The sequence below is a fragment of the Roseibium sp. QJM3NY_11 genome, assembly GCF_056173175.1.
In genome coordinates, this window is sequence record NZ_CM149660.1 from 2,436,934 (window position 1) to 2,460,877 (window position 23,944).

Annotated in this window: 23 protein-coding genes and 1 pseudogene; 7 read left to right on the forward strand and 17 right to left on the reverse strand. The window is 62.8% G+C overall.

Going from position 1 to position 23,944, the window contains the following annotated elements; genetic code table 11:
- The first annotated feature begins 131 nt into the window (after positions 1–131).
- Complete coding sequence (locus AC0VX3_RS11165) at positions 132–665, forward strand: TRAP transporter small permease (protein ID WP_475524763.1); 534 nt, start codon at positions 132–134, stop codon at positions 663–665.
- Positions 665–1,945, forward strand: a complete 1,281-nt coding sequence (locus AC0VX3_RS11170; protein ID WP_342892162.1) for a TRAP transporter large permease — start codon at positions 665–667, stop codon at positions 1,943–1,945. Before AC0VX3_RS11165 ends, AC0VX3_RS11170 begins: the two co-directional genes overlap by 1 nt.
- A gap of 100 nt (positions 1,946–2,045) precedes the next feature.
- Here AC0VX3_RS11170 and AC0VX3_RS11175 read toward each other — a convergent pair whose 3' ends face one another.
- From AC0VX3_RS11175 to AC0VX3_RS11210, 8 genes and pseudogenes are all read right to left on the reverse strand, one after another.
- A complete protein-coding gene (locus AC0VX3_RS11175) occupies positions 2,046–2,810 on the reverse strand; it encodes an SDR family oxidoreductase (RefSeq protein WP_475524764.1) in 765 nt (254 codons plus the stop codon).
- Positions 2,811–2,934: 124 nt separating this feature from the next.
- Positions 2,935–3,912: a TAXI family TRAP transporter solute-binding subunit gene (locus AC0VX3_RS11180; protein ID WP_475524765.1), complete on the reverse strand. Its 978-nt coding sequence runs from the start codon at positions 3,910–3,912 to the stop codon at positions 2,935–2,937.
- A 26-nt stretch (positions 3,913–3,938) separates the two neighbouring features.
- A complete protein-coding gene (locus AC0VX3_RS11185) occupies positions 3,939–6,023 on the reverse strand; it encodes a TRAP transporter permease (RefSeq protein ID WP_475524766.1) in 2,085 nt (694 codons plus the stop codon).
- Complete coding sequence (locus AC0VX3_RS11190) at positions 6,016–6,489, reverse strand: alkyl sulfatase dimerization domain-containing protein (protein WP_475524767.1); 474 nt, start codon at positions 6,487–6,489, stop codon at positions 6,016–6,018. The genes AC0VX3_RS11185 and AC0VX3_RS11190 overlap by 8 nt, the downstream gene beginning before the upstream one ends.
- Entirely contained in the window at positions 6,446–7,306 is an 861-nt protein-coding gene (locus AC0VX3_RS11195) for an alkyl/aryl-sulfatase (protein ID WP_475524768.1), read from the reverse strand. The genes AC0VX3_RS11190 and AC0VX3_RS11195 overlap by 44 nt, the downstream gene beginning before the upstream one ends.
- Before the next feature lie 5 nt (positions 7,307–7,311).
- A complete protein-coding gene (locus AC0VX3_RS11200; protein WP_475525165.1) occupies positions 7,312–8,937 on the reverse strand; it encodes a sulfatase-like hydrolase/transferase in 1,626 nt (541 codons plus the stop codon).
- 122 nt (positions 8,938–9,059) lie between these two features.
- Positions 9,060–9,461, reverse strand: a complete 402-nt coding sequence (locus AC0VX3_RS11205; protein ID WP_475525166.1) for a LysR substrate-binding domain-containing protein — start codon at positions 9,459–9,461, stop codon at positions 9,060–9,062.
- 70 nt (positions 9,462–9,531) lie between these two features.
- Positions 9,532–9,960, reverse strand: a pseudogene (locus AC0VX3_RS11210) (LysR family transcriptional regulator); the annotation flags it as partial.
- A 179-nt stretch (positions 9,961–10,139) separates the two neighbouring features.
- On the opposite strand from AC0VX3_RS11210, the gene ttcA reads away from it, so the two are divergent.
- Positions 10,140–11,099 carry a tRNA 2-thiocytidine(32) synthetase TtcA gene (gene ttcA, locus AC0VX3_RS11215; protein WP_475524769.1) on the forward strand — a complete coding sequence of 320 codons (960 nt, stop codon included), beginning with the start codon at positions 10,140–10,142 and terminating at the stop codon, positions 11,097–11,099.
- 337 nt (positions 11,100–11,436) lie between these two features.
- On the opposite strand, the gene AC0VX3_RS11220 is transcribed toward ttcA, so the two are convergent.
- The gene (locus AC0VX3_RS11220) at positions 11,437–12,315 is read right to left on the reverse strand and encodes a LysR substrate-binding domain-containing protein (protein WP_475524770.1); all 879 of its coding nucleotides are present in this window, start codon (positions 12,313–12,315) and stop codon (positions 11,437–11,439) included.
- Positions 12,316–12,432: 117 nt separating this feature from the next.
- Here AC0VX3_RS11220 and AC0VX3_RS11225 point away from each other — a divergent pair, with 117 nt between their 5' ends.
- Positions 12,433–13,425, forward strand: a complete 993-nt coding sequence (locus tag AC0VX3_RS11225; RefSeq protein ID WP_475524771.1) for an NAD(P)-dependent oxidoreductase — start codon at positions 12,433–12,435, stop codon at positions 13,423–13,425.
- Entirely contained in the window at positions 13,425–14,849 is a 1,425-nt protein-coding gene (locus tag AC0VX3_RS11230; protein WP_475524772.1) for an aldehyde dehydrogenase family protein, read from the forward strand. The genes AC0VX3_RS11225 and AC0VX3_RS11230 overlap by 1 nt, the downstream gene beginning before the upstream one ends.
- Positions 14,850–15,082: 233 nt before the next feature.
- Here the strand turns inward: AC0VX3_RS11230 and AC0VX3_RS11235 are convergent, their stop codons facing one another.
- The 6 genes from AC0VX3_RS11235 to AC0VX3_RS11260 form a co-directional block, all read right to left on the reverse strand.
- Positions 15,083–15,364 (reverse strand): antitermination protein, encoded by a 282-nt coding sequence (locus AC0VX3_RS11235; RefSeq protein ID WP_342892173.1) that lies wholly within the window; start codon positions 15,362–15,364, stop codon positions 15,083–15,085.
- A gap of 396 nt (positions 15,365–15,760) precedes the next feature.
- Positions 15,761–16,096 carry a Grx4 family monothiol glutaredoxin gene (gene grxD / locus AC0VX3_RS11240; RefSeq protein ID WP_475524773.1) on the reverse strand — a complete coding sequence of 112 codons (336 nt, stop codon included), beginning with the start codon at positions 16,094–16,096 and terminating at the stop codon, positions 15,761–15,763.
- A 155-nt stretch (positions 16,097–16,251) separates the two neighbouring features.
- Complete coding sequence (locus AC0VX3_RS11245; protein ID WP_068419787.1) at positions 16,252–16,485, reverse strand: BolA family protein; 234 nt, start codon at positions 16,483–16,485, stop codon at positions 16,252–16,254.
- 44 nt (positions 16,486–16,529) lie between these two features.
- Positions 16,530–18,728 (reverse strand): phosphoribosylformylglycinamidine synthase subunit PurL, encoded by a 2,199-nt coding sequence (gene purL / locus AC0VX3_RS11250; RefSeq protein WP_475524774.1) that lies wholly within the window; start codon positions 18,726–18,728, stop codon positions 16,530–16,532.
- A gap of 129 nt (positions 18,729–18,857) precedes the next feature.
- Positions 18,858–19,823 carry a calcium/sodium antiporter gene (locus tag AC0VX3_RS11255; protein ID WP_475524775.1) on the reverse strand — a complete coding sequence of 322 codons (966 nt, stop codon included), beginning with the start codon at positions 19,821–19,823 and terminating at the stop codon, positions 18,858–18,860.
- 110 nt (positions 19,824–19,933) lie between these two features.
- Positions 19,934–21,439, reverse strand: coding sequence for an aminotransferase-like domain-containing protein (locus AC0VX3_RS11260; protein WP_475524776.1), 1,506 nt, complete (start codon positions 21,437–21,439; stop codon positions 19,934–19,936).
- Positions 21,440–21,542: 103 nt separating this feature from the next.
- On the opposite strand from AC0VX3_RS11260, the gene AC0VX3_RS11265 reads away from it, so the two are divergent.
- The gene (locus AC0VX3_RS11265; protein WP_475524777.1) at positions 21,543–21,782 is read left to right on the forward strand and encodes a YjiS-like domain-containing protein; all 240 of its coding nucleotides are present in this window, start codon (positions 21,543–21,545) and stop codon (positions 21,780–21,782) included.
- A 260-nt stretch (positions 21,783–22,042) separates the two neighbouring features.
- Here AC0VX3_RS11265 and AC0VX3_RS11270 read toward each other — a convergent pair whose 3' ends face one another.
- Positions 22,043–22,579 (reverse strand): peroxiredoxin-like family protein, encoded by a 537-nt coding sequence (locus AC0VX3_RS11270; RefSeq protein ID WP_475524778.1) that lies wholly within the window; start codon positions 22,577–22,579, stop codon positions 22,043–22,045.
- Between the two features lie 111 nt (positions 22,580–22,690).
- On the opposite strand from AC0VX3_RS11270, the gene AC0VX3_RS11275 reads away from it, so the two are divergent.
- Entirely contained in the window at positions 22,691–23,494 is an 804-nt protein-coding gene (locus AC0VX3_RS11275) for a helix-turn-helix transcriptional regulator (protein ID WP_475524779.1), read from the forward strand.
- Positions 23,495–23,574: 80 nt separating this feature from the next.
- On the opposite strand, the gene AC0VX3_RS11280 is transcribed toward AC0VX3_RS11275, so the two are convergent.
- Positions 23,575–23,829: a DUF2164 domain-containing protein gene (locus AC0VX3_RS11280; RefSeq protein ID WP_342892182.1), complete on the reverse strand. Its 255-nt coding sequence runs from the start codon at positions 23,827–23,829 to the stop codon at positions 23,575–23,577.
- Positions 23,830–23,944 lie beyond the last annotated feature (115 nt).

A 23,944-nucleotide genomic window follows, 5' to 3' on the forward strand; every position in this document is an offset into this window, starting at 1 on the left:
GGCATGCTCCAGCGGCACGAACAATTGAAAACGTGCACCGCTTCCCTCGTTTTCGCTCGCGGATTAACATCGCTCCGATCGAGCCGACCTGTTCCTGTTCTGAGTTCGTAATCTAATCCGGAGAGGCCTTGATGCCGCAAATTGGAAGTTTCTGGGACTTGCTGGAAGTGTCCCTGGACCGGATCAAGCGTGTCTGCGTGCTGCTGGCGTCCGTCGCCCTGGTGGTGCTCGTCGCGACCTTCGGCTGGCTGGTGTTCGGCCGCTATGTTCTGAACCAGACGCCCACCTGGGTCGAACAGCTCGCGCTTCTGCTGATCTGCTACATCACCTTTCTGGGGTCCGCAGTCGGTATTCAGGAACAGACCCATCTCGGCGTGACATTCCTGCGCGACTCTCTGCCGGAAAAGGCGCGGGAAGTGCTTTTGCTGTTAACCGATTTCTGCCTCGCCATATTCGGAGGTATCATGCTGGTGGCCAGTCTCGAACTGTTTCAGTTCGGCTGGGCAACCCTTCTTCCCATGCTGAACATTCCCGAAAGCGTGCGAACCGCCTCCGCCGTGGCCTGCGGCGCGCTGATGGTGCTGTTCGCGGGCGGCCGGCTGCTGTTGCGCGTCAGGTGTCTTCTGCACGGCGAGATCTACGAGACAAATAGGGTGGAACGATAATGGGTCTTGCTATTCTGCTCGGTGTCTTCGGCGTCAGCGTCGTCGTCGGCATTCCCGTCGCCTTCGCCATGGGTATCTCGGCCGCGGCGGCGTTCTGGTACGAGGGCTTTCCCCTCCTGATGACCTTTCAACGGGCGATTGCGGGTGTCGCCTCGTTTTCGCTGCTCGCGATTCCGTTCTTCGTCTTCGCCGGTGAACTGATGCTGCACGGCGGTATTGCGGTCCGCCTGGTCCGGCTGGCATCCGCGCTGGTCGGGCATGTCCGCGGCGGGCTGGCTTCCGTGAACATCTTTTCCAGCATGCTGTTCGGCGGCATTTCCGGCTCCGCCATCGCCGATATCTCGGCCCTTGGCTCCCTGCTCATCCCGGTGATGAAGGAAAAGGGCTACAGGGCGGACTATGCGGTCAACGTGACCGTGACCTCATCGGTCGCCGGGATCGTCATTCCGCCGAGCCACAACATGATCATCTTCGTGGTCGCGGCCGGTGGCGGCATCTCGATTTCCAAATTGTTCCTCGCCGGCGTGATCCCGGGCATGCTTATGTGCCTGTGTCTGGCGGTTGCCGCCTATGTCGTTGCGCTCAAACATAATTACGGGTCTGAACCCTTTCCGGGATGGCGGGTCGTTGCGCAGACTGCCGTCACCGCGGTGCCGGGTCTGATCACCGCGGTGATCATTGTCGGCGGCGTCTTGTCCGGTGTCTTCACGGTCACGGAATCGGGTGCTTTCGGTGCGATCTATGCGCTCGCGCTGACGGCCTTCTGTTACCGCACCCTGGACTGGGACAAGTTCGTGGTGGCGGTCACCAGTGCCATGCGAACCACCGCGATGGTCATGATCCTGATCGGCTTCGCCAGTTCCTTTGCCTATCTGCTGGCGCTCTATCAGGTGCCGGCACGGCTGAGCGAGTTCCTGCTCGGCATTTCAGAAGAGAAGATCGTCATTCTCCTGATGATCAACGTCATGTTGCTCATGCTGGGGATGATCATGGACATGGCGGCGCTCATCCTGATCTGCACACCGATCTTCCTGCCGATTGCGCGGGAACTGGGCATGGATCCCGTTCAGTTCGGAATCATGATGCTGGTCAATCTGGGGCTCGGCCTGTGCACACCGCCGGTGGGAACCTGCCTGTTCGTGGGGTGTGCGGTCGGCAAGATCCCGATCGAGCAGGCGCTGAAATCGATCTGGCCGTTCTATCTGGCGCTGTTCGCGGCGCTCATGCTGGTCACTTACGTGCCCGCGGTCTCCATGTTCCTGCCGTCCCTGTTCGAATAGGGCGTTGCAAAAGGACAGAAATGATGCGCCGGTCCCGTGCCTTGCCGAAGGCAGCACGGGACCGGCGTGCCGGGACCTGGAACAGATGCGCCGGCGCCGGTCAGAGGCCGAGCTGATCACATGCGGCAAGGGCGGACATGCCGCCGTCAATGGTAAGATCGTTGCCTTTCAGCCAACTGCTTTGCTCGGAGGCCAGAAACAGGATCAGATCGGCGACTTCCGCCGGCGTGCCCGGACGCCCGACACGGGCGACGTTTCTGGCCATACGATCTCCGAAGGCGGCGGCGAAATCATCCAGGATGCCGGTGCTGACGGCTGCGGGGCTTACCGAATTGACCCGCAGGCCGCGGGCGATCAGCCGTTCCGTGTTGGCGACGCCCCAGGCGATGACCGCTTCCTTGGACAGGTTGTAGGCCGCCACATGGCCGATGCGTTCCTCCGCGATAAAACGGTCCAGCTCGCTCACGCCTTCAAGCGCAAGGAGCCGTTTTACCTGCTCGATATTCTCGCGCCAGCCGACGCCGGCGCGCGAGGCGGTGTTCACGATCGCTGCGCCGTTCGCGAGCTTGGGTTCGAGGCAATGGGTCAGCTTGACCAGACCCAGGAAATTGACGGCCAGAATAGTTCTGGATAGGCCCTCGCGGGGCGGCAGACCGGCATTGTTGATCAGGCAGTCAAACGGCCCGTCCACGCGGGCGGCTGCCGTCTCGATGGCCGCAGGATCGGCCATGTCGACCTTGACCCAAAGGTCGACATCTTCCGGCTCGCGGATATCGAACGCAGTGATTTCATAGCCGCGGGCCTTGAGCTTTGCGACCGCCGCCGCTCCGATACCGGTCGCAGCACCCGTGATGACTGCACGCATTGGGTCCTCCCTCCCTGGGTAATCTGACCTGCAAGCGCCATGATGCACCGCGCTCGGGTCAAGGCAGGCACGTCTGGTGTCGGGTCGGCGCAGGAGAGCAGGCTCTCCTGCGCCGACGCTGCGGTCAATCCAGGACGCCGGCCTCGCGATAGAACCGTTCCGCGCCGGGATGCAATTCCATCAGCCCGCGCTTGCTTGCGGCGAATTTGACATCGAGCGCCCGCGCCCAGGGCGCGTCGGAGGTCACACTCTCGATGTTGTCCCAGAACGCCTTGGTGATGCGGTAGACGGTGTCTTCATCCAGATCGGTGCGCACGGCGATGCCGACGGCGGTGTCGAAGGAGACCACCGGACCGTCATTCGCCTGTCCGGTGTAAAGCCCTGCGGGTGTTTCCGCCCGGTAGCGCCACTTGCCGAGCCACTTGTCGACGGCTTCGCCCTCGGCATCTTCCGGGCCGATGAAGCGCAGGTTCTCGGTTTCCGTGAACTGGATGAACTGACCGCAGGGATCGAGGCACCCGTTCACATAGACATCGATTTTCCCGTCGAGAAAGGCCTGATAGCCCGTTGCCCAATTGGCTTTTATGGCGTCGTAGTCTTCGCCGGCAACGAGACCGGTCGAGCTTTCGACCCAGCCGCGCGCGGCGTTGTAGGCGCCGCCGCCCTGGGGGCCCAGAAACACCGACGCGCCTTCGATGTCGTCGAGCACCTGGATGTCGCTGTCGGCGCGGACCGCGAAGTGATACGCGCCATAGGGGAACCACATCAGCAGGCGAACGTTTTTCGCGAGCTCCGGAGCCTCGGCCTCGTTCTTGTACATTGCCTTGCCGCTGGCCATCAGATTGTAGATAACCGGGCTTGTCATCGACATTTCCAGGTTTCCGCGGCCGACTTCCAGTTGATGGAGCGTCGCTGCTCCGCCGCCGGAAACCTCAATCGAGATATCGTCCAGATTGTCGGTCACCACATTGGCGAATGTTGCCATGGTGATCGCCTGACCAAGGCTCGGGGCGATTGTCGCCATCTTCAAGGTCGTGGATTGGGCGAGCGCGGGCGTCGTTGATAGAAACGCCGCAAGTGTCACTGCCGATAAGAAACGCATGGTATTCCTCCCTGAATAGGTGCGTGTCACGTGGTGGATTTGGGAATGGCCGTCGGAGAGGGGGCTCCTCCTAGGAAACGGTGCGCCACAAGCAATGCGGCAGTGGCCAGAAGCGCCGGGCCAGCCACGAGATAATTCGGTACGAGGATGGCAAAACCGGCGGCGGTCCGGGCGATCCGTTCAAGCGGGAACAGCTTGTTCTTCTCGTATCCGGCCATTGCCGAGGTCAGCAGCCACATCGATATCGTGAACGCCAGGACAATCCAGCCGAGTCCGGCCCAGCTCACGCTGGTCACGTCAATCATCGCTTTCGATTTTGGCAGTTCTTCGCCAAACCAGGCAAAAAGAACCTGCAGTTTGTAAAGAACCGACGGGTGATAGACGAAGACGAACGGAATGAGAAAGCCGGCGACCGAAAGGCGGGCGGCCTCGAAACCGGTCCGGACGGGATCGGCCCCAGCAATCGGGGCTGCCGCGAAGGCGGCGAGGGCAACCGGCGGCGTGACCGTCGAAATGACCGCGAAGAACACCACGAACAGATGCAGGGTGAGCGGCGCAATTCCGACCGCATCGATCCCGGAACTCAGCGCGATCACGATGATGAAATAGGTCGCGCCCGGGGGAAGTCCCATGCCGAGGACAATTGCCCCGAGGGCAACAACGATCAGGGTCGTGAACAGCGGGCCCGACGCAAGCTGCGCCAGCAGCAGCGACAGTCTTCCGGAGAAACCGGACACCTGGATGAGACCGACGATCAAACCGATCGCCGTGACGATGACCACGATCGAGGCGGACATTTTTCCGGCGTTGACAAAGGCCGTGTAGAGCCTGTTCCAGCTCCGGAATTCCGGGAAAAACACGAGTGCGCAAACCAGTGCCGAAACGAATCCGTAGAATCCGGCTTTCGGGATGGAAGGCTGTGAAAACAGGAAGTAGCTCAAGACACCTAGTGGCAGGATGAACACCAGGCATTTGACCCCTTCCGACCGGCTCAGACCGCGCCGCGCCTCGGCCGGAAGCGCGCCGACACCCTGCCGCCGTGCCTCGAAATAGACCGTCAGGAAAATTCCGAGATAGAAAAAGACCGCCGGTACGATCGCGGCAACCACGATATAGCGGTATTCCAGCCCTATCTGTCCGGCGACAAAGAACGCGACCACACCCATGACCGGTGGCATGATCTGGCCACCGGTTGATGCCGAGGCTTCCACGGCCGCGGCGAATGCAGGCTTGAAACCGGACTTCTTGATGACCGGGATCGTCATGACGCCGGTCGAAACCACGTTTGAAATCGCGGCGCCCGAAAGGGTTCCGAACAGCGCCGACGAGGCAATGGCCGCGTGCGCTGCGCCGCCGGTGAACCGGCCCGTGGCACGGTTGGCAATCTTCATGAGGAGAGTGCCGGCGCCGCTGGCCATCAGGACGGCTCCGAAGCAGATGAAAACAAGAACGTTGCCCGAAACCACCTGAATCGGCTGGCCGAACATGCCGCCTGTCTGCGCCCAGAAATTGAGCACCATCGACCGCATCGATTGCTCAAAGGTGCTTTCCGAACCCGCCAGGATGCCGGTCCAATCCGGCAGCAGGCCGCGGACGAAAAAATAGATGATCCAGAACAGGCAGAAGCCGACGATAAAGTTGCCGAACTGGCGCCATGTGAGGTAGAGCGTCAGGGCCACGGCAATGGGAAACGTGATGAAATCGAGGGGCGAAGCCGATGGCAACGCGCCTCCGTCGACAGCGAACAGCTTGGCAATCCACAGGCAGAAGGTGGCGGTGGACAGCGCCGCAAGTCCCCAGTTCAACCAGCGAAACCGGACCGAAAGCGTCAGGAAGCTGATCGCGAACGAAAACACGATGGGCAGACCAAGGATCAGGCCGGTCGGCAGCAGAAAAGACCGTTCGAAGCCCTTGTAGGCTGCGCCGAGCCAGTTTTCCTTCAGCAAAACGCGTTGATCCCTGCGTGACAGGTCCTCAAATCCCGGTGTCGTGGTTTCAATGAACCAGCGAACGAATTCGGTCAGAGGACCGGATGCCGCGTAGATCAGGATGACAAAGACAAAGGCCACCGACAGAAGATTTGCGACTGTGCGCTCGGTTGTGTCACGCATCAGCGGTCCGCTTTTCTGATGACAGCAGCCGTTTGGCTTCCCACAGGTACGTGTTCCGGGCGGTGGCGTTTATCTCGTCCTCGGCCAGCAGGCTCAGGGTTGCCGCCTTGAGTTCCCGGGTGGACGCTTCCAAAGCGGGCACTTCCAGCGCCATCAGGTGATCGCAAAGTTCCAGGCACCATTGTTTGTCCCGGGTCGCGCGGGCCGCCTGGTCGAGGGCTTCCGGCCCCCCGGCGAGGCGGGCCATGTGTTCCGCGCGGCGTTTTGCGGTCATGGCGCCCAGATTGCTCGGATTGCCGTCGTACCAGCCGAGCGTGCCGACCGCATATGCGCGGGCCGACCAGCCGACCTTGCCGTAAAACTCGCCCAGCCAGGGTTTGGAAGCCAGATGGCCGGGAAGTGAAATGGTTGCCGCGATCTCTTCAAGTCCGAGCCCTTCGTCCATCATGCGTGCCGTTTCGCTCATCACATGAAAGATCGCGTCGCGCGTCGAGGTCAGGAACGTCACGGACCTGCGCTTCGCCGAACACGGGCCGGGTATGGCCCGGGCCGAGCACCCGGGCGCCGAGGCCGGCCAATCGGTCGAGACTGTGCGCCCAGGCAGCGAAGTCCCGGTAGGGCGTGCCTCTGATGGCGTAGAGGTTCGGAAAGGCGTGATACCAGTTGTCTCCGCACAGCAGCACCCTTGTGTCGGGCAGCCACACGACCATGTGGTCGGCGGTTTCTCCGGGCGCGGCCAGCAGTCTGGCGGGCACGCCGTCCAGATCGAACGTGCAATCCTCGGAAATGAGCCGGTTGGGCGGCACGAAACCGGCTCCAAGCCCTTCAAGGGGGCGGTTGCCGGGGCCACAGCCGATGGAAACGCGTTCCTGCGCGGACAGGCCGAACCCGAACTGGGCCCGGGTGCGCCGGCCGAGTGCCCGGGCCGGCGAGATCTCGTCGGGATCGTTGTCGACCAGATCGGACTTGAAACCTGCCTGCGCCAGGATCGGGATCTGACGCCCCTGCGCAAACACGCTGGCGCCGGAAATATGGTCCCGGTGACTGTGGGTATAGATGATCCGCCCGACGGGTTTCGCGCAAAGCTTGCGGAATTCCGCAAGCACGTTTTCAGCCGCCCTGGTGCTTTCCGATGTGTCGACGATGGTGACGCTGTTGCCGCCTTCGATCATGAACTGGCAGGACGCGGCATAGCCGACCGCGCCCCAGACGCCGGGCGCAAGTTCGATGATCTCTTTTCTGAACTGTGTTCTGTCGTGGGCGAGGAGCGCTTCGTTCGGCATGGATGCTACTCCTTCGCATAAACGGTCTGCGCCCGGCTCCGGTACCGGGCGGTCATCTCTTCAGGCACCTCCGTGCCATCATAGAGGAAGGGCAGAATTCCGCGCCGTGCCGAGCGCCCGCGCATGGCGGCAATGTCGTCCTCGGACCGGGTGACACGCTGGGACATGCGCCGCCCCCATTGCCCGAGCAGGCCGTAGAGACGGTCGATCTCGGCCTGGTGGCCGGCCGACTTGGCAAGATCATGGAATTCCTGCGGGTCGGATGTCAGGTCGAACAGCATGGGACGGAAGCCGCCCTCGGCATGGATCAGCTTGTAGCGGCCGTCAAAGACCATGAACAAACGGGCATCGCGCGAGGAGACGCCCAGCTTTTCGCACATCGGGGTGACGGAATAGTCGTATTCGCTGACGACGAAGCTGCGCCAGTCCGGGGTTTCTCCGTGCAACCACGGCGTCAGGCTGAGGCCTTCCAGGATATGATCGGCGACCTTGCCGCCGGCGGCCTCGACGAACGTGGGGGCGAGGTCGATTGCCTCGACGAGGGCGTCGCATGTGGTGCCCCGGGTGCCGTCGGCCTGTGTTCGCGGATCGTAGACGATCAGCGGCACCTTCACCGATGGATCATGGAACAGATCCTTCTCGCCCAGCCAATGATCACCGAGATAATCGCCATGATCGGAGGTGAGCACGATCATGGTGTTTTCCATGCGGCCGGTTTCCTCGAGGTGATCGAGAAGGACCCCCAGTTGGTCGTCGCATTGTTTGATGAGGCCCATATAGGCCGGAATGACCTTCTGTCTGACGTCGTCGCGCTGGAAGGCCTGCGCGATGCGGTTGCCCATGAAGGCATCGTAAACCGGATGCGGGTTCTCGCGTTCGACCGGATGGACGACGGCCTGTGGCACATGGTTGCTGCCGTACATGTCGTGATAGGGGGCGGGGACGATGTAGGGCCAATGCGGCTTGATGAAACTCAGATGCGCGCACCAGTCGTCCTGTGCCTGGTCGATGAAGCTGATTGCCTCACGGGTCAGCCAGGGCGTTTCGCTGTCCTCTTCCCGGATGTTGGCCGGCTTGTCGCAGTTCTTGAACATCCATCCCGAAGCAATCTCGCCGTCTTTTTCGACGCCTGCATTCGCGAAGTCCGCCCAGGGATTTTGAGACGGATAGCCCTTTGTCTTCAGGTATTCGTTGTAGGGCGAGCGTTTCTCATCATAAAAGCCGTCCGGTCCTTCTCCCCAAAGTCCGTCGTCGCGGATCCAGGCGTCGAAGCCGCATTCGGTCTGCCGGGCACCGATCTGGCTGTCCGGGCTGAGCCCGAGCCGGGCCATGCCTTCCACGTCCGCCTTCATGTGGGTCTTGCCGAGCAGCCAGCACTCCATGCCGGCGCGGCGCAGATGATCGCCGAGCGTCTGTTCGCCGACCCGCAGCGGAAAGCCGTTCCACTGGGCACCGTGGGAGGACGCATAGCGGCCGGTATAACAGCTCATCCGGCTGGCGCCGCACACGGGCGACTGCACATAGGCATTGGTGAAGCGCACGCCCATGGCCGCGACCCGGTCGAAATTCGGCGTGTGCAAATGCGGATGGCCCGCACAGCTCAGGTAATCGAACCGGAGCTGGTCATACATGATGAACAGGATGTTCACGTATTTTCCTCCCGACGTGCCGCTTGAGCGGCATCATTGCGGGCAGACTAGCACTCCAGGGGTATATCTCTCAATTAACCTGATCTCATGGGCATAACCTCAGGTTATGCCTTGGTCAGAGCCCGGCCTTCTTCCCTTATAAAATCCGCGAAGGCGAGGGCGGCGGGGGTCAGCAGTCTTTCCCGTGTCCAGGTGAGGGCGATATCGACCGTGAGCATGCTCAGGTCCACCGGCAGCGCGGTCACCTGCCATCTGGCGACGAGGTCGTCCGCGATCAGCGAAGGGAACGAGCAGAGGACGTCCGAACATTCAAGGATGGCAAGGATGCTCAGGATCGAATCGGATCTGATCGCTGGGTCCGGTCCCTGCAGGCCGTGATGCCGGAAATAGTTCTGGAACAGAGGCGGGCGGCTGCGCGGCCCGATGACGGCCCACCGGGCCCCGAGCAGATCTTCCGGGCGGCTGAGATCCTTCAGCGGCGATTGCCGGCCGGCCAGGAAGGTGATCGAACGTCTTCACAAGGTGTTCGACATGAAGACCCGTTCTCGAGACGTCCTCGGGGGCGGGACCTATCACGAAGTCGGCTTCGCCAGAGCGCAGGCTGCGGAAGGCTTCCGGCGCGTGCCCGCCGGTGATGCGCAGCTCGATCCCCGGAAACCGGCTCTGGAACCGCCGCATCACCGGCGGAATGATCTTCAGCGCGGCCAACGGGGACACCACCACGGAAATCGATCCGACATAGGTGCCGCGCGATTGCGCGATGTCCTCGGTCAGTTTCTCCAGGTCGCGGCGGATCCGCTGGCAGCGTTCGATGACGGGCAGGCCCTCCAGCGTCGGCACGATCCCGCTCGGCACCCTGTGAAAGAGCACCACGCCGAGGTCGCTCTCCACCTTCTTGAGCGCCTTGGTGATGGCCGGCTGGGACTTGTCCAGTGCCTTTGCCGCCGCGGCAAGGCTGCCCAGGGTCGCGATCGCGGCCACCAGTTCCACATATTGCGTTTTCACCTGAGCCCCTCCAAGGCATTGCGGTGGCCATCATAGGAAGCGGATCGCCCGCTGCAAGAGCGACGGTGCCGGTGTCTGCGCGCCGGCACGCGCGCGCTGCGCATACGCTTTGCCCTTTTCCCGGCCGCCGCGATCCGCTATGCCAGCGCAAAGTCCGGACACCGTATCGAGCCGCCATCATGAACGACATCGCCGACACCTCCGTCACCGACGTGCCCGCGCTCTTGCGCGCAGCGCCTTCGAGTGTCGAGTTCAAGAAGCTGCGCAAGCGCTTGCTGAGGCAGGCGCGTGAGGCAATCAGCGATTTCGGCATGGTGACGGAGACCTCCGCCAACGATCGAAAGCCGAAGTGGCTGGTGTGCCTGTCCGGCGGCAAGGACAGCTACACATTGCTGGCGGTGCTGATCGAGCTGAAATGGCGGGGACTGCTGCCGGTCGATCTGATCGCCTGCAATCTCGATCAGGCGCAGCCGGGTTTTCCCGCCGACATCCTGCCGAAGTTCCTTGAAGACAACGGCATCGAGCACCTGATCGTGCGCGAGGACATCTATTCCATCGTCACCGAGAAGATCCCGGCGCACCGGACCTATTGTTCGCTGTGTTCGCGGCTGCGCCGGGGGATCCTCTACCGGATCGCACGCGAACAGGACTGCGAGGCGATCGTGCTCGGCCATCACCGGGACGATATCCTGGAAACCTTCTTCATGAACCTGTTCCACGGCGGCCGTCTGGCCTCCATGCCGCCGAAGCTGATCAACGACGAAGGCGACCTTCTGGTGCTGCGCCCGCTCGCCTATGCTGCGGAAGCCGACATTGCCCGCTATTCGAACGGCATGGGGTTTCCGATCATTCCCTGTAACCTGTGCGGCTCCCAGGACGGGCTCCAGCGCGAGGAAGTCAAGCGCATGCTTCAGGGCTGGGAAAAGCAGAGCCCCGGCCGCCTGGCGATCATGGCACGCGCGCTGGGCAATTCGCGTCCCTCGCATCTGCTCGACCGGTCGCTGTATGATTTCATCAACCTGCGTCCGGCGGACAGCCCCCCTGCAGAAGACGGCTCCCCTGCAGAAGACGGAGCTGAAGCGGAAGAACCTTGCGGTGCAAGTCTTGCGATGACCGCGAAGCTGTTCGCGGCGGAGTGAGAGGCCGTTCCGTCCGGTCTGCGGCGCAGCGTGTCGTTTGGCCGGGATGCGTAATACCAATCGCAGTTGAAAGGAACCCGTTTGACCGCGTTTGGAGATTGTTCGGCAAGGAGCACGTCGCAGAGCGATGTGGATCATCGGTCAAGACGTGGGACACGGCAGAACAGTCTCCAAACGCGGCCTGCGGTGGCTTGTTCCGGCTCACCGGGCAGCGTTGCGCTGCTTGAACGGTCAACCAGACCGCCCTTCGCTACGCGCCTCGTCGGCGAACCGGGACAATGCCATCAAACGGGTTCCTTTCAACTGCGCTTGGTACAAGCCGTCTGTCGTCGGCGCCTTATCCCGCGAACAGCTTCCTGATCCATGCCTCCACCGTCTGTGTCGCGGTTTTCGGCGAGACTGCCGGGGTTCGGCTGAGCAGGTGGTGCGTGCGGGCAGACGGAACCCGGATATCAAGCGGAACCGAGAGCCGGCCGTTGGCAACGGGACGCGCGGCGACCTTGCCAAGCAGCAGCGCGATGCCACCATGCGCCGCGGCCAGTTCAACCGCGGCCAGCGACGTGTCGACCGTGATGCTTGCGTGTCTTTCCGGACGGGGCAGACCGCAGGCCTCCAGATAGCGGGGCCAGTGATCGTCGAAGCCGAGGACATGAATGCGTGGCTGCGCCAGCAGGTCCTCCGGGGCTTTCAGGGACGCGGCCATCTCCGGATGGCAGACCGGAACGATGACCTCCGGACCGAGCGGTTCCGCCGGACTGTCCGGCCAGTTGCCCGTGCCCAGCCGGATCTCGATGTCGATGCCGGTTTCCAGCACCGTGTCCGCCCAGATGGCGGACAGAAGCCGGATATCGAGCCCGGGATGCTGCCGCCGGAAATCGGCGAGGGCCGGAGCCATGATCAGCGCGGCTTCGGAGATCGGCGCGCGGATGGTGACGGTCCCGGTCGAGCGGCTGCCGAAAAGACCTTCGGTGGAGGTGGCGAGTTCCTGAAGCGCCTTGCGCACGGCCGGAAGATAGGCCTTGCCGCTGGCGGTGAGGTCGACCTTGCGCGTGGTCCGCTCCAGAAGCTGGTGGCCGAGCTGGGTTTCCAACGCGCTGACATGGGTGCTCACGGCGGCCTGGGTCAGGCCAAGTTCGGTGCCCGCCGCGGTGAAACTGCCCAGACGGCTCGCGGCCTCGAAGCTTCGGATCCAGACCAGATTGGGAAGGGACGGCATCGCGCACCATTCATAAAAAAATGCAGGTAATTTTGACTGATTATATCGTTTCTCTTTGAGGCGCGCGAGATGCAGGGTGAGTTTTCCCGAATTCAGTTCCTCAGAAAGGCGCGGCTCATGCGTATCGGCTTCATCGGTCTTGGCAATGTCGGCGGCAAGCTTACCGGCAGCGTCCTGCGCAACGGTTTCGACCTGAGCGTTCTCGATCTGGATCCTGCCCTCGAGGAGGGCTTCGTCGCCAGGGGGGCAGTTCGCGCCTCCAGTCCAAAGGAGCTTGCGCAGACGTGCGACGTGATCATCACCTGCCTGCCGAGTCCGGCTGCCTGTGCCGCGGTTGTCGAGGGGCCGGACGGCATTCTGGAAGGCATCGGGCCGGGCCGGATCTGGGCGGAAATGTCGACCACGGATGCCGGCGAGACCAGACGCCTGGCGGAACGCGTCATCGCGACGGGCGCGGAAGCCATCGAGTGTCCGGTTTCCGGCGGCTGCCACCGGGCGGCCACCGGCAACATCGCGATCTTCGCCGGCTGCACCCGGGCAACCTTCGAGAAAGCGCTGCCGTTCCTGACCGTGCTGGGTCGCAGGGTGCTGCACACCGGCGAGATCGGCTCGGCCTCGGTGCTGAAGGTGGTGACCAACTATCTGGCGACCGCCAATCTGGTGTCGGTTGCCGAAGCGCTCGTCACCTGCAAGGCGGCCGGGATGGACATGGGGACCGCCTATGAGGCGATCCGGATTTCCTCGGGCAATTCCTTCGTCCACGAGACCGAAAGCCAGGTGATCCTGAACGGATCCCGCGACATTTCCTTTACCATGGACCTTGTGGCCAAGGATATCGGGCTGTTCCAGTCGATTGCCGAGGCCCACGATGTGCCGCTTGAACTGTCTCCGCTGCTCAACTGCATCTTCGCCGATGCGATCGACCGCTTCGGCCCGCGCGAACTCTCGCCCAACATCATCAGACGGCTGGAAGAGGTGACTGGCCTTGAGGTTCTGGCGCCGGGATTTCCGGCTGAAATGGTTGACGACGAGCCGGAAGAAGCCGGGTATGAGGTGAAGCCTAAACGCGCGGATGGCGCGGCTCTGGACATGCGGGAAGCGACTGGCTGATGATTGAAAAGCGGCAATTCTATATCGGCGGTGACTGGGTCGACCCGGTCGCGCCAAATGATCTGGACGTGATCAACCCGGCCACGGAAAAGCCGGTGGCGGTGATCTCGCTTGGATCGGAAGGCGATGTCGACAAGGCGGTGGGAGCGGCCCGGCAGGCTTTTGACGCCTGGTCGGAAACGTCCGTGGACACGCGGGCGGCGCTGCTGGAGCGGATCATCGCGGTCTATGAGCGCCGCGCCGGCGAAATGGACGAGGCGATCCGCCTGGAAATGGGCGCGCCCAGAACCTTCACGCGTGAACAGCAGACACCGGCCGGCACCGGGCATCTGCAGGCCACGCTGGAAGCCCTGAAAGCGCACCGGTTCGAGTGGCCGAGCCCGCGCGGCGGCAGTCTGCTCCGGCATGAGCCAATTGGCGTCTGCGGGTTGATCACGCCGTGGAACTGGCCGATCAACCAGATCGCCGCCAAGGTCGCGCCGGCGCTGGCCGCCGGGTGCACCATGGTTCTGAAACCGAGCGAGATCGCGCCGCTGTCCGCGTTGCTGTTTGCCGAAATGCTCGACGAGGCCGGTTGCCCGCCGGGCGTGTTCAACCTGGTCAATGGCGACGGCGAGGGCGTCGGCGCCGTGATGTCCGCCCATCCGGGCATCGACATGATGTCGTTTACCGGCTCCACCCGGGCCGGCGTCTCGGTAACGCGAAACGCGGCGCCAACCGTGAAGCGGGTCGCGCTGGAACTCGGCGGCAAGTCGCCGAACCTGCTCTTTGCCGACGCGGATCTGGGAACGGCGCTGCGGTTTTCACTCGAAAGCTGCTTTTTCAACACCGGCCAGTCCTGCGACGCGCCGACGCGGCTCCTGGTCGAGCGGAGCGTCTACGCTGAAGCGGTCGATCTTGCGGCGGATCTTGCGGCGGAGATCCGCGTCGGCGATCCGGCCGAGGAGGGCGATCATATCGGCCCGGTAATCAGCGGTCTGCAATTCGCAAAGATCCAGGACTATATCGAGAGCGGCATTGCCGAGGGAGCCCGGCTGATCGCCGGCGGCCCGGGCAAGCCGGACGGCTTCGACACCGGCTACTACGTGAGGCCGACCGTTTTCGCCGATGTCGGCAACGACATGTCGATTGCCCGCAACGAGATTTTCGGCCCGGTTCTGGTGATGATCCCGTTCGACACGGAAGAAGAGGCCATCCAGATCGCCAACGATACGCCCTACGGCCTTGCCGCCTATCTCCAGACCGGCGACCCGGTGCGGGCGAAGCGCGTTTCCCGCAGGTTGCGGGCCGGCAGCGTCTATATCAACGGCGCGGCGCCGGACTGGGATGTGCCCTTCGGAGGTTACAAGCAATCCGGCAACGGCCGCGAATACGGTGAATTCGGTCTGGCCGATTTCCTGGAGCTGAAGGCGGTCACCGGGTGACTTCGTCGTAACCCGGCCTCGACCGACTGTGGCATCCCTGTGGAACCGCTGGCCGGCGAGGCGGTCGCTCTGAGGGGCGACCAGATCCTGGCCCGTTCGGCCAACGTCAGGCTGATGCGCGAAACCCGGCTGCCGGCCAGTGCAATCGAAACAGTCCGACAGGCAGGGCGGCACGAGACATCGAGCGGTCACCCGAAATCGGCTTGTAGAAATGCGTTTGAATCCGATGCCGTTCAGCGCAGGGACTGTTCTCCGTCGAAGCCGCCCATGGGCTGGTTGCGGACGAGGATCACCAGGCCTTCCTTGTTCGGGGCGGCGTCTTTCTGGGCGATGCCGCCATAGTTGGCGCAAAGCTCCTCGGCGCTTTTCCTGTAAGCGGGTGTGAACATGGTCAGGGCCTGGCAGTCCACCCGGCGCAGTTCGCTGTCGGTCTTCACACCGCCGGACATGGCAAAGCCGACGCCGGCCAGCGCGAGCGCGAATGTGGTGGTTGCCGCAACTGCAATTTTTTTCATTGTCCCCGGTCCCATTTCCCGGCCCGGTCTTTTCCAGAGGCCGTGTCGTCTGGACGAAGAATGGCGGAACGCACCTGTACTTTCCCTGAAATCCGCATTCACCTTACGTTCAGTTTAGACGATTCGGCAAATTTTGCCGAGTTTTCGCCTTATTCGGTGGATTTCGATTCGGGTTTACTTTGGATAAAGGTGTGTGCTGCCCGGTTTTGCCTGCGAAAGGGCCCGCGTGGTGCATTGCGGAAAGCAGCTCCCATGACGAACCGGGATCGCGAAGCCTGACAAAGCAAGCAGGTCAGCGCATCTGTTTCGGGGCACACGGTGTAGAACGCTGGGCATGGCGTAAAAAGGGGCGGAAGATCCGCCCCTTCGAACAGGTGGTTCACAAAGAGAGCAGACTCAGGCGGTCTTCTCGCTGGTCGGGACGCCTTTTTCGGCGAGCATGTCCTGCAGTTCCTTGTTCTGGAACATTTCGCGGATGATGTCGCAGCCGCCGACGAATTCACCCTTCACATAGAGCTGCGGGATGGTCGGCCAGTTGGTGAATTCCTTGATGCCCTGGCGAAGGTCATCGTCTTCCAGAACGTTGATGCCCTTGTAGGGGGCGCCGACATAGTCGAGAATCTGAACGATCTGGCCGGAAAACCCGCATTGCGGAAAGTTCGGCGTGCCTTTCATGAACAGCACCACGTCGTTGCTGCCGACTTCGTTCTTGATCCAGTCCTGAATGCTCATGAGCGTGTGTCCTTGTTTTTAGCCGCTGCAACTCGTGTGAATGCGGTGCGATATAGCAGATTGCCGATGGCTCGCCATATCCGAAATTCCATGATCAGGAGGCTGAGAAGTGTTGCGACAAGCAGAAGCCAGATCATGTCGGGTTCCCTTTCGGATCAGTCCGGTGCCTTTGTCTGCAGCGCAAGGGCATGCAGGGCTCCGCCCATATTGCCCTTCAGTGCCTCGTAGACCAACTGGTGCTGCTGGACGCGGCTTTTGCCCCGGAAGGTTTCCGAGACCACATTGGCCGCATAATGATCGCCGTCTCCAGCCAAATCACGGATCTCCACCTGAGCGTCGGGCAGCGCCTCCTTGATCAGGGTTTCGATCTCATTCGCGTTCATCGGCATCGTGCGTTCGTCCTTGTTGTCAAGTTCCTGACAGGCAAGCGGCTTCAGACGCCTGCCATGTAATTCGGGAACCAATCTTCATGTGCTTTTTTCAAGTTTGCAACGGATATGGTGAGGATGCCCTCCACAGTCAATCTGTCACCGCCCGTGGTGCCAATTTGCTGAACGTCGATGCCCGCGTCCAGAATGTCTTCCAGAACGGCTTCGACCCGGTCCGGTGACACGGTCAGGACGTACCGGCCCTGGTCCTCGCCGAAGAGGGCCGCATGAGCCGGGCCGTCCACCTTGACGGTGGCGCCGATCCCGCCGGAGATTGCCATCTCGGCAAGGGCGACGCCCAGGCCACCGGACGAAATGTCATGCACGGCGGTCAGGCGGGCGGCGCCGATCAACTGGCGGACCAGGGTGCCGCGACGCTTTTCAGCGGCCAGATCGACCGGGGGCGGAGCGCCTTCCTCACGGCCGAGGATTTCGGCCAGATACTGGCTGGCGCCGAGATGGGTGCCATAGCCGCCGATAACGAGGATCGCGTCGCCTTCGCCGGCGAACGCGGCGCCCGCGCGGATGGTGACATCCGGCAGGAGACCGACACCGCCAATGGCCGGTGTCGGCAGGATCGCCTCGCCATGGGTCTCGTTGTAAAGCGAGACGTTGCCCGAGACGATCGGGAAATTCAGTTCCCGGCAGGCTTCGCCGATGCCCTTGATGCAGCCGACGAAGGACCCCATGATCTCCGGCTTTTCCGGATTGCCGAAATTGAGGTTGTCGGTGGCCGCCAGCGGTTCGGAGCCTACGGCGGTGAGATTGCGCCAGACTTCGGCAACGGCCTGCTTGCCGCCCTCGAACGGGTCGGCCTCGCAATAACGCGGGGTAACGTCGACGGAAAAGGCCAGACCCTTGCGCGTGCCGTCCACCCGGATCACGCCGGCATCGCCGCCGGGCGTTGCCGCCGTGTTGCCCTGGATCAGCGTGTCGTATTGCTCATAGACCCAGCGGCGGGAGGAGCCGTTGGCGCTGCCGACCAGCGTTTTCAGCGCTTGTGCGTAGTCTTCCGGCTCGGGAACGTCCGCGGTGCAGAGCACGGGGAGCTTCGCCGGTTCGATCCAGGGACGGTCATATTCGGGGGCCTCGTCGCCCAACTCCTTGATCGGCAGGTCGGCGACAATGTCACCCTGATGCCGGACGATGAACTGCAGAGTGTCGGTGGTCTTGCCGACGATCGCGAAGTCGAGGCCCCATTTTTTGAAGATGGCCTCGGCCTCATGCTCCTTTTCAGGGCGAAGCACCATGAGCATGCGTTCCTGGCTTTCCGACAGCATCATCTCATAGGCGCTCATGCGCTCCTCGCGCACCGGCACCTTGTCGAGATCCAGTTCGATGCCGAGATCGCCGCTGGCGCCCATTTCCACGGCCGAACAGGTCAGGCCGGCGGCGCCCATGTCCTGAATGGCGATGACCGCACCGGTCTCCATCAGTTCAAGGCAGGCTTCCAGCAGGCATTTTTCGGTGAAGGGGTCGCCGACCTGAACGGTGGGGCGCTTTTCCTCGATGGTGTCGTCGAATTCGGCGGAGGCCATGGTCGCCCCGCCGACGCCGTCGCGTCCGGTCTTGGCGCCCAGATAGACAACCGGAAGGCCGACGCCTTCGGCCTTGGCCAGAAAGATCGCGTCCGAGCGGGCCAGACCGGCGGCAAAAGCATTGACCAGGCAATTGCCGTTGTAGCGGGGATGGAACTCGACCTCGCCGCCGACCGTCGGGACGCCGAAGGAATTGCCGTAGCCGCCGACACCCGAGACCACGCCGGAAACCAGGTGTCTGGTACGCGGGTGGTCCGGTGCGCCGAAGCGCAGCGCATTCATGGCGGCGACGGGACGCGCGCCCATGGTGAAGACGTCGCGCAGGATGCCGCCGACCCCGGTCGCGGCGCCCTGGTAGGGCTCGATATAGGAGGGGTGGTTGTGGCTCTCCATCTTGAAGACCACCGCCTGGCCGTCGCCGATATCGACCACGCCGGCGTTCTCGCCCGGTCCCTGCAGCACCCGCGGGCCCTCGGTCGGCAAGGTCTTCAGCCATTTCTTGGAGGACTTGTAGGAGCAGTGCTCGTTCCACATGGCCGAAAATATGCCGAGCTCGGTGAAACTCGGCTCCCGGCCGATCAGCTCCAGAATGCGCTCGTATTCATCCGGCTTCAGGCCGTGGGAGGCGATCAGGTCGGGCGTGATCTTGATGTCGTTCGGGATCATGTCGGTCCAGTGTTCTTGGCCGCTGCGGTTGGTCCGCGCGGGCGCAGGCAGGCAGTGATGCCGCCATTTAGCAGATTGTCCCGCCAATGGGGAGAGTCACGGGTAAAAGATTATCCACAATCCTGTCCGTCATCCAAGGGCAAGCGCCAGTATCGCTGCCGTATAACCGCCATAGGCCAGCAGCATGAGCGCGCCCTCCAAGCGGCACAGGCGCCGTCCGGTCATGGCGAAGACCAGGAGAATCACCGTGGCCGCCAGCAGCACCCAGATATCCAGCCGCATCATTTCCGGCGGAACCCGCAGAGGCGTCATCGCGGCGGTCAGTCCCAGAATGCCGAGAATGTTGAACAGGTTCGAACCCAGGATGTTGCCGAGTGCGATGTCGGTCTGGCGTTTGAGGGCGGCAATGACGGAGGTGACGAGTTCGGGCAGGGATGTGCCGACGGCGACGACGGTCACGCCGATCACGGCGTCGCTGACACCGGCGGCCCTTGCCAGGGTGATGGCGCCCGAGACGAGGAAATGCGCCCCGCCCAGGATCATCGCGAGGCCGCCGAAGGCCATGACCAGATTGAGGGCAAGATTTGAGGCTTGGGGGCCCGGACTGATCAGGTCGGTCTCGCTCCGGTGCAGGTCCGCGGATGGCGTGTGCCGGCCCTTTTCCATGCGGTAGGTGAGCACGAGGTAGACGGCCAGGGCGCCCATCAGCGCAAGACCCGCTTCGCGGCTGATCTGCCCGGTGAGCGCAAGCCCGGCAAAGGCCGCGGCGGCCAGAAGGTTGGCGGGGCCGTCACGCAGCAAGGCAGACGGCTCGACCCGCAGGGGACAGATCACGGCGGTCAGACCGAGAATGAGCAGGATGTTGGCGATGTTCGAGCCGGCGACATTGCCGACGGCAATACCCGGCGAGCCGTTCAGGGCGGCAAGAATGCTGGTCAGAAGCTCCGGCGTCGAGGTGCCGAACCCGACCAGCACCAGGCCGATCAGCAGTTCGGACATGCCGAAGCGCTGCGCCAGGCCGACCGAGCCGCGCACGAGAAGGTCGCCGCCGGCAACCAGAAGCACAAGGCCGAGCAGAATTTCAACGAGGGTCATTTGAGAGATCCGGAAATTAGGTTGCCGGCATGTGGGGGCTCATCGCGCGTCCCGCAATGGGTCGTCGGGACATGATATCGGCCGCGTTTTGCGTAAGGCGGACCAACCGCTTATTCGAAACTGTCGTAACAGGCACCATTGTCTTCCAGAAGGCTCTGCACGATGGCCAGGCCGCTGGCGGTCTGCGCGCGGGTCATCGGATTGGTGACGCCGATGCGGACCCTATGATGGACCGTGCCGGAGCGGCCTGACTTGAACTCGTCTTCGTCGTCGACAAGCACGTTCACGGAGGCTGCCGCCGCCTTGAAGGTGCCGGAAAGCCAAGGTTCGGGCAGTTTCAGCCACAGGAACGGGGCATCCGTGGCAGCTTCCATGTCGTATGCGCCCAGGTGCTTGCGGACGAGATCGTGACGCGCGGCGATTTCCACCAGGATCTTGTTCCGGAAGTCCCGGGCTGCGCCGGACAGCACCAGCCGGGCGGAAAGTTCCGACAACAGGAACGAGATGCCGCCGGTGAGCATCTTGTGGGCGGTATAGACCCGCTGGGCATGGGAGAGGGGGCTGGCCACCCAGCCGCCGCGCACGCCCGCCGTCACCGATTTCGACAGGGAGCCGACATGAAACGTGCGCTCCGGCGCCAGCGCGGCAATGGGGGGCAGGTCAGTGTCGCGCAGGGAGCCGTAGACCTCGTCCTCGATGATCGAGACATTGTATTGCCTTGCGATCGAGACAATGTCCTGGCGGCGCTGGGCGCCCATCAGGCCGAGCGTCGGATTGTGCATCGTCGGCATCACGAACAGCAGCCTGGGATGTTTCTGGGCGCAGACGCGGGCCAGATCCTCCGGCAGAGGACCCTCGTCGTCACGCGCGACCTGCACGGGGGGGCGTCCTGACAGTGCCGCGCCACGGGCGATCGAGCTGTAGGTCAGGTCCTCGAAGGCGATCTGGTCACCTGGAGCCGTCGTCGCTGCGATGATCGCCATGATCGCCGCCTGGGCGCCTGTGGTCGGCACGATGCTGCCTTCGGACGGTTCCCATCCGGAGCGCGCGAGCCAGAGCCTGCCCGCCTCGCGCCAACTGTCCGGCACGGCTCGTGTGTAGCTGGCGATTTCATGCGGAGCTTCGCGCGTGATGGCGGCGGTGAGGCTGCCGATGGCGCCGGCCTGGCCGATTTCCGGGGCCGAGGTGCTGTCGAAGCGGATCGCTTCGGGAGCGGGGACCGAAATTCTGGTGCCGGCGAAGTCCGTGTCGTTCGGGGCGACCATGGCGCCTTGCAGCCAGGAGACGGCCTGCGGTCCTGCGTGGTCGTTCAAGGTGAAAGCGGGCCTGTTCAGGTCGGGTTTGGCGTCCTCCTCCAGTCCCGCGCCCGGATTGCTGCCAAGCACGAAGGTGCCGCGTCCGACCTCGCCGCTGACCAGCCCGCGTTGACGAACCAGCGCGTAGGCGCGTCCGACGGTGCCCACAGTAACACCCAGATCGTAGGCGAGGTCCCGTTGCGGCGGCAGTTTGGTGCCGGCGCCAAGCGCGCCGGTGGCAATGTCCTCGGCGATCCGGTCGGCAAGACGGATGTAAAGCGGGCCCTTGCCCTCGGGAAGATGGGGGTACCAATTTGTCATGGTGACAATTTATATATTGCATTCCAATTTGGGTCAATTCATATGATTGTAGCGCTACAATTTGGCGTTATGTAGCGAATTGTTACCCTTTGGAAGGTGCGATATGAGTTCAATCGAAACAATCCCGGGCCGGCCGGTTCGGCGATTGCAGAGTGTCGGTTCGGTTATGATCAAGCTGCAGGAGCAATTGCGGCTCTGGCGCAGACGCCAACGCACACGCCTTCACCTGCTGGAATTGAACGATCATCAACTGCAGGATCTCGGCCTGACCCGTGCCGCCGCGCGCGCGGAAGCCATGCGCCCGTTCTGGGAGAGCGATGCGCCATACAAGGGCTGGTTCTGAGACAGTTGGCAGACAGGATGTGAGTTTTCGGCAGCGTGCGGCGCGGAGAGCCCGGTGCGCTGAACCGCAAATGCAATGTCATCGGCAGGAGAACCGTCAGGCAGGTTCCCGTGGCGGGGGCGGCGCATTTGAGCGGCTGCGGACGCAATTTACCGAATGGTCAATACGGCTTGTCATACAAAGACCGGCTTTTCCTTCGCCGGTCTTTGTTGATGCCGGACACGATGCAGCCCGTGTCCGGCATCTTTTTTCAGGTCGGCTCAGACAGCGTCTGTGTATTCGCCGCGTGCCGGGTACTCGTTCTTCTGAACGAAATCGAGGGCGCCGACCATTTCCTGGAAATGCGGGCGCACGAACGGCATGGTCTGCACCGACGAGAAGTAGAGCGTGCCATCGGCCTTAACCAGGAACACACCCGGCTCGGAGAACAGGGCCGGTTCCTCGATACCGATCGAGGTGGTGCCGCGGCTGGTGGAGATGAACAGCCCCCAGTCCCTGGCAACCTGCAAGGACAGATCGTAGCCGAAACGCAGGTCCGGCTGGGCGACCTTGTCGGCCATCTGCTGCGCGCGCTCTTTGCCGTCGGACGAGATTGCGATCGTCTTGACGCCTTTTTCAGCGAAATCCGGGGTCAGGCGTCCGAGTTCCTTGAGATAGGTGGCGCAGATCGGGCAGTGCAGACCGCGATAGAACACGACAAGCGTCGCGAACCCGGCGCCGTCAGCGGCAAGGTCGAACGACCCGTTGTCGAGGGTTTCGAGCGTGAGGCCGGGAACCGGCTGGCGTGGAATGAGCATGTTTATCCTCTTTTTTCTGATGGCAAGGCTTCACAATTCCCTGCGGATGTTCATAAGATAACGAACGAATGTGACAAATACATCCCAAAAAGATGTCCCGGAGTACGGAATATGTCTGTGCCTTACCGAACCTCCTTCAATGGAAAACTGGACCGGCTGTCGTCCCTGATCGACCGTTTGCGGGTGCAGGTAACCAATGTGCCGGCCGGCTGTGCGGACGGGCACACGGCCAATTTGAAGATCTACCGGACCGAGGAGCATGGGCTGCGCCTGGTGTTCTGCCCGTCGCGTGAAGTCGGCGCCGCAGACCGTCAGGCCATGGGCCCTGCGGCGAACGAAACCACGCTGGTCGCGGCCCGGATCGCCATTACCGGTATCGGCAGGCAACTGATCAGCGCGTTGCCGGGGATCCTGTCCATCACCCTGTCGGAGGAGCCTTACCTGAATGCGGTGGTCATGCCGCTGATTGAAGAGGTGGCGGTTCCGCGTTGCGGCGGCCAGGCGGCGTTTCAGCGGTTGTGCGAGGTGGTGGTGATCCGGCTTCTGCGCCACGCGATGGAAGAGGGCAAGGCGGATACCGGGCTGCTGAACGGTTTGTCGCATCCGCGCATTGCCGCCGCGCTGGTCGCGATCCACGAGGCGCCCGGCGAAGCCTGGACCCTGGAAAAGCTTGCCGAAGCGGCTGGCATGTCACGCACCCAGTTCTCGGTCACTTTCCGCGAACGCGTCGGCGCGACGCCGATGGGGTATCTGTCGAACTGGCGTCTGGATATTGCCAGGGCGGAGCTGGATGCCGGACGGCAAGTGAAATCGGTAGCCGGCCTGTGCGGTTTCGCCAGTCCGGCGGCTTTCTCCCGCGCCTATTCGCGGCGTTTCGGCCATCCGCCGAAGAAGCGCTCGGCCGCGGCGGCATAGGGCCCGCGGCAATCACGATTGTGGAACTGCCGGGACGCGGCCGGGTGTCATTGCCTGAGGAATGACATCCGGTTTCACAGCTAGCCGCGTTCCTCCACCTGACGCTCCAGGCCATAGAATTCGTCGTTGATGTCGTCCACCTTGCGGGCAAGCAATGCCCGGGCATCCGTCAGGCCGAGATTGTAGAATCGGGCACCGAGGCTCGGGATCAGGAAATCGATCAGCTGTTCGGCGTCCATGTTGCCGATCTCGACATCGAGTTCGTCGCCCAGGAAGCGTTTGATCCGGCCGGCGAGGCGGGTTCTGCTGTCCTTGTCGAGTTTCAGTTCCGTCATGCCTGCCTCCTGTCTGGTCGGGGCGGCCGGAACCGGTCCCGCTCACCGCTCGTTAAGGTGAAGCAATACAGGGTGTGAGCGGAATTGGAAACGGCCGCTTCATCACGGCCGTTTC

Excerpts from the sequence above, each read along its gene's own strand:
- AC0VX3_RS11185 (WP_475524766.1), bottom strand. The coding sequence starts at position 6,023 with ATGCGTGACACAACCGAGCGCACAGTCGCAAATCTTCTGTCGGTGGCC.
- AC0VX3_RS11245 (WP_068419787.1), bottom strand. The coding sequence starts at position 16,485 with ATGCCGATGAACGCGAATGAGATCGAAACCCTGATCAAGGAGGCGCTG.
- ttcA (WP_475524769.1), top strand. The coding sequence starts at position 10,140 with ATGAACGACATCGCCGACACCTCCGTCACCGACGTGCCCGCGCTCTTG.
- AC0VX3_RS11225 (WP_475524771.1), top strand. The coding sequence starts at position 12,433 with ATGCGTATCGGCTTCATCGGTCTTGGCAATGTCGGCGGCAAGCTTACC.
- AC0VX3_RS11260 (WP_475524776.1), bottom strand. The coding sequence starts at position 21,439 with ATGACAAATTGGTACCCCCATCTTCCCGAGGGCAAGGGCCCGCTTTAC.
- AC0VX3_RS11255 (WP_475524775.1), bottom strand. The coding sequence starts at position 19,823 with ATGACCCTCGTTGAAATTCTGCTCGGCCTTGTGCTTCTGGTTGCCGGC.
- AC0VX3_RS11165 (WP_475524763.1), top strand. The coding sequence starts at position 132 with ATGCCGCAAATTGGAAGTTTCTGGGACTTGCTGGAAGTGTCCCTGGAC.
- AC0VX3_RS11220 (WP_475524770.1), bottom strand. The coding sequence starts at position 12,315 with ATGCCGTCCCTTCCCAATCTGGTCTGGATCCGAAGCTTCGAGGCCGCG.
- AC0VX3_RS11265 (WP_475524777.1), top strand. The coding sequence starts at position 21,543 with ATGAGTTCAATCGAAACAATCCCGGGCCGGCCGGTTCGGCGATTGCAG.
- AC0VX3_RS11200 (WP_475525165.1), bottom strand. The coding sequence starts at position 8,937 with ATGTATGACCAGCTCCGGTTCGATTACCTGAGCTGTGCGGGCCATCCG.
- AC0VX3_RS11180 (WP_475524765.1), bottom strand. The coding sequence starts at position 3,912 with ATGCGTTTCTTATCGGCAGTGACACTTGCGGCGTTTCTATCAACGACG.
- AC0VX3_RS11190 (WP_475524767.1), bottom strand. The coding sequence starts at position 6,489 with ATGAGCGAAACGGCACGCATGATGGACGAAGGGCTCGGACTTGAAGAG.
- AC0VX3_RS11275 (WP_475524779.1), top strand. The coding sequence starts at position 22,691 with ATGTCTGTGCCTTACCGAACCTCCTTCAATGGAAAACTGGACCGGCTG.
- AC0VX3_RS11270 (WP_475524778.1), bottom strand. The coding sequence starts at position 22,579 with ATGCTCATTCCACGCCAGCCGGTTCCCGGCCTCACGCTCGAAACCCTC.
- AC0VX3_RS11235 (WP_342892173.1), bottom strand. The coding sequence starts at position 15,364 with ATGAAAAAAATTGCAGTTGCGGCAACCACCACATTCGCGCTCGCGCTG.
- AC0VX3_RS11280 (WP_342892182.1), bottom strand. The coding sequence starts at position 23,829 with ATGACGGAACTGAAACTCGACAAGGACAGCAGAACCCGCCTCGCCGGC.
- AC0VX3_RS11195 (WP_475524768.1), bottom strand. The coding sequence starts at position 7,306 with ATGCCGAACGAAGCGCTCCTCGCCCACGACAGAACACAGTTCAGAAAA.
- AC0VX3_RS11175 (WP_475524764.1), bottom strand. The coding sequence starts at position 2,810 with ATGCGTGCAGTCATCACGGGTGCTGCGACCGGTATCGGAGCGGCGGCG.
- purL (WP_475524774.1), bottom strand. The coding sequence starts at position 18,728 with ATGATCCCGAACGACATCAAGATCACGCCCGACCTGATCGCCTCCCAC.
- AC0VX3_RS11170 (WP_342892162.1), top strand. The coding sequence starts at position 665 with ATGGGTCTTGCTATTCTGCTCGGTGTCTTCGGCGTCAGCGTCGTCGTC.
- AC0VX3_RS11230 (WP_475524772.1), top strand. The coding sequence starts at position 13,425 with ATGATTGAAAAGCGGCAATTCTATATCGGCGGTGACTGGGTCGACCCG.
- grxD (WP_475524773.1), bottom strand. The coding sequence starts at position 16,096 with ATGAGCATTCAGGACTGGATCAAGAACGAAGTCGGCAGCAACGACGTG.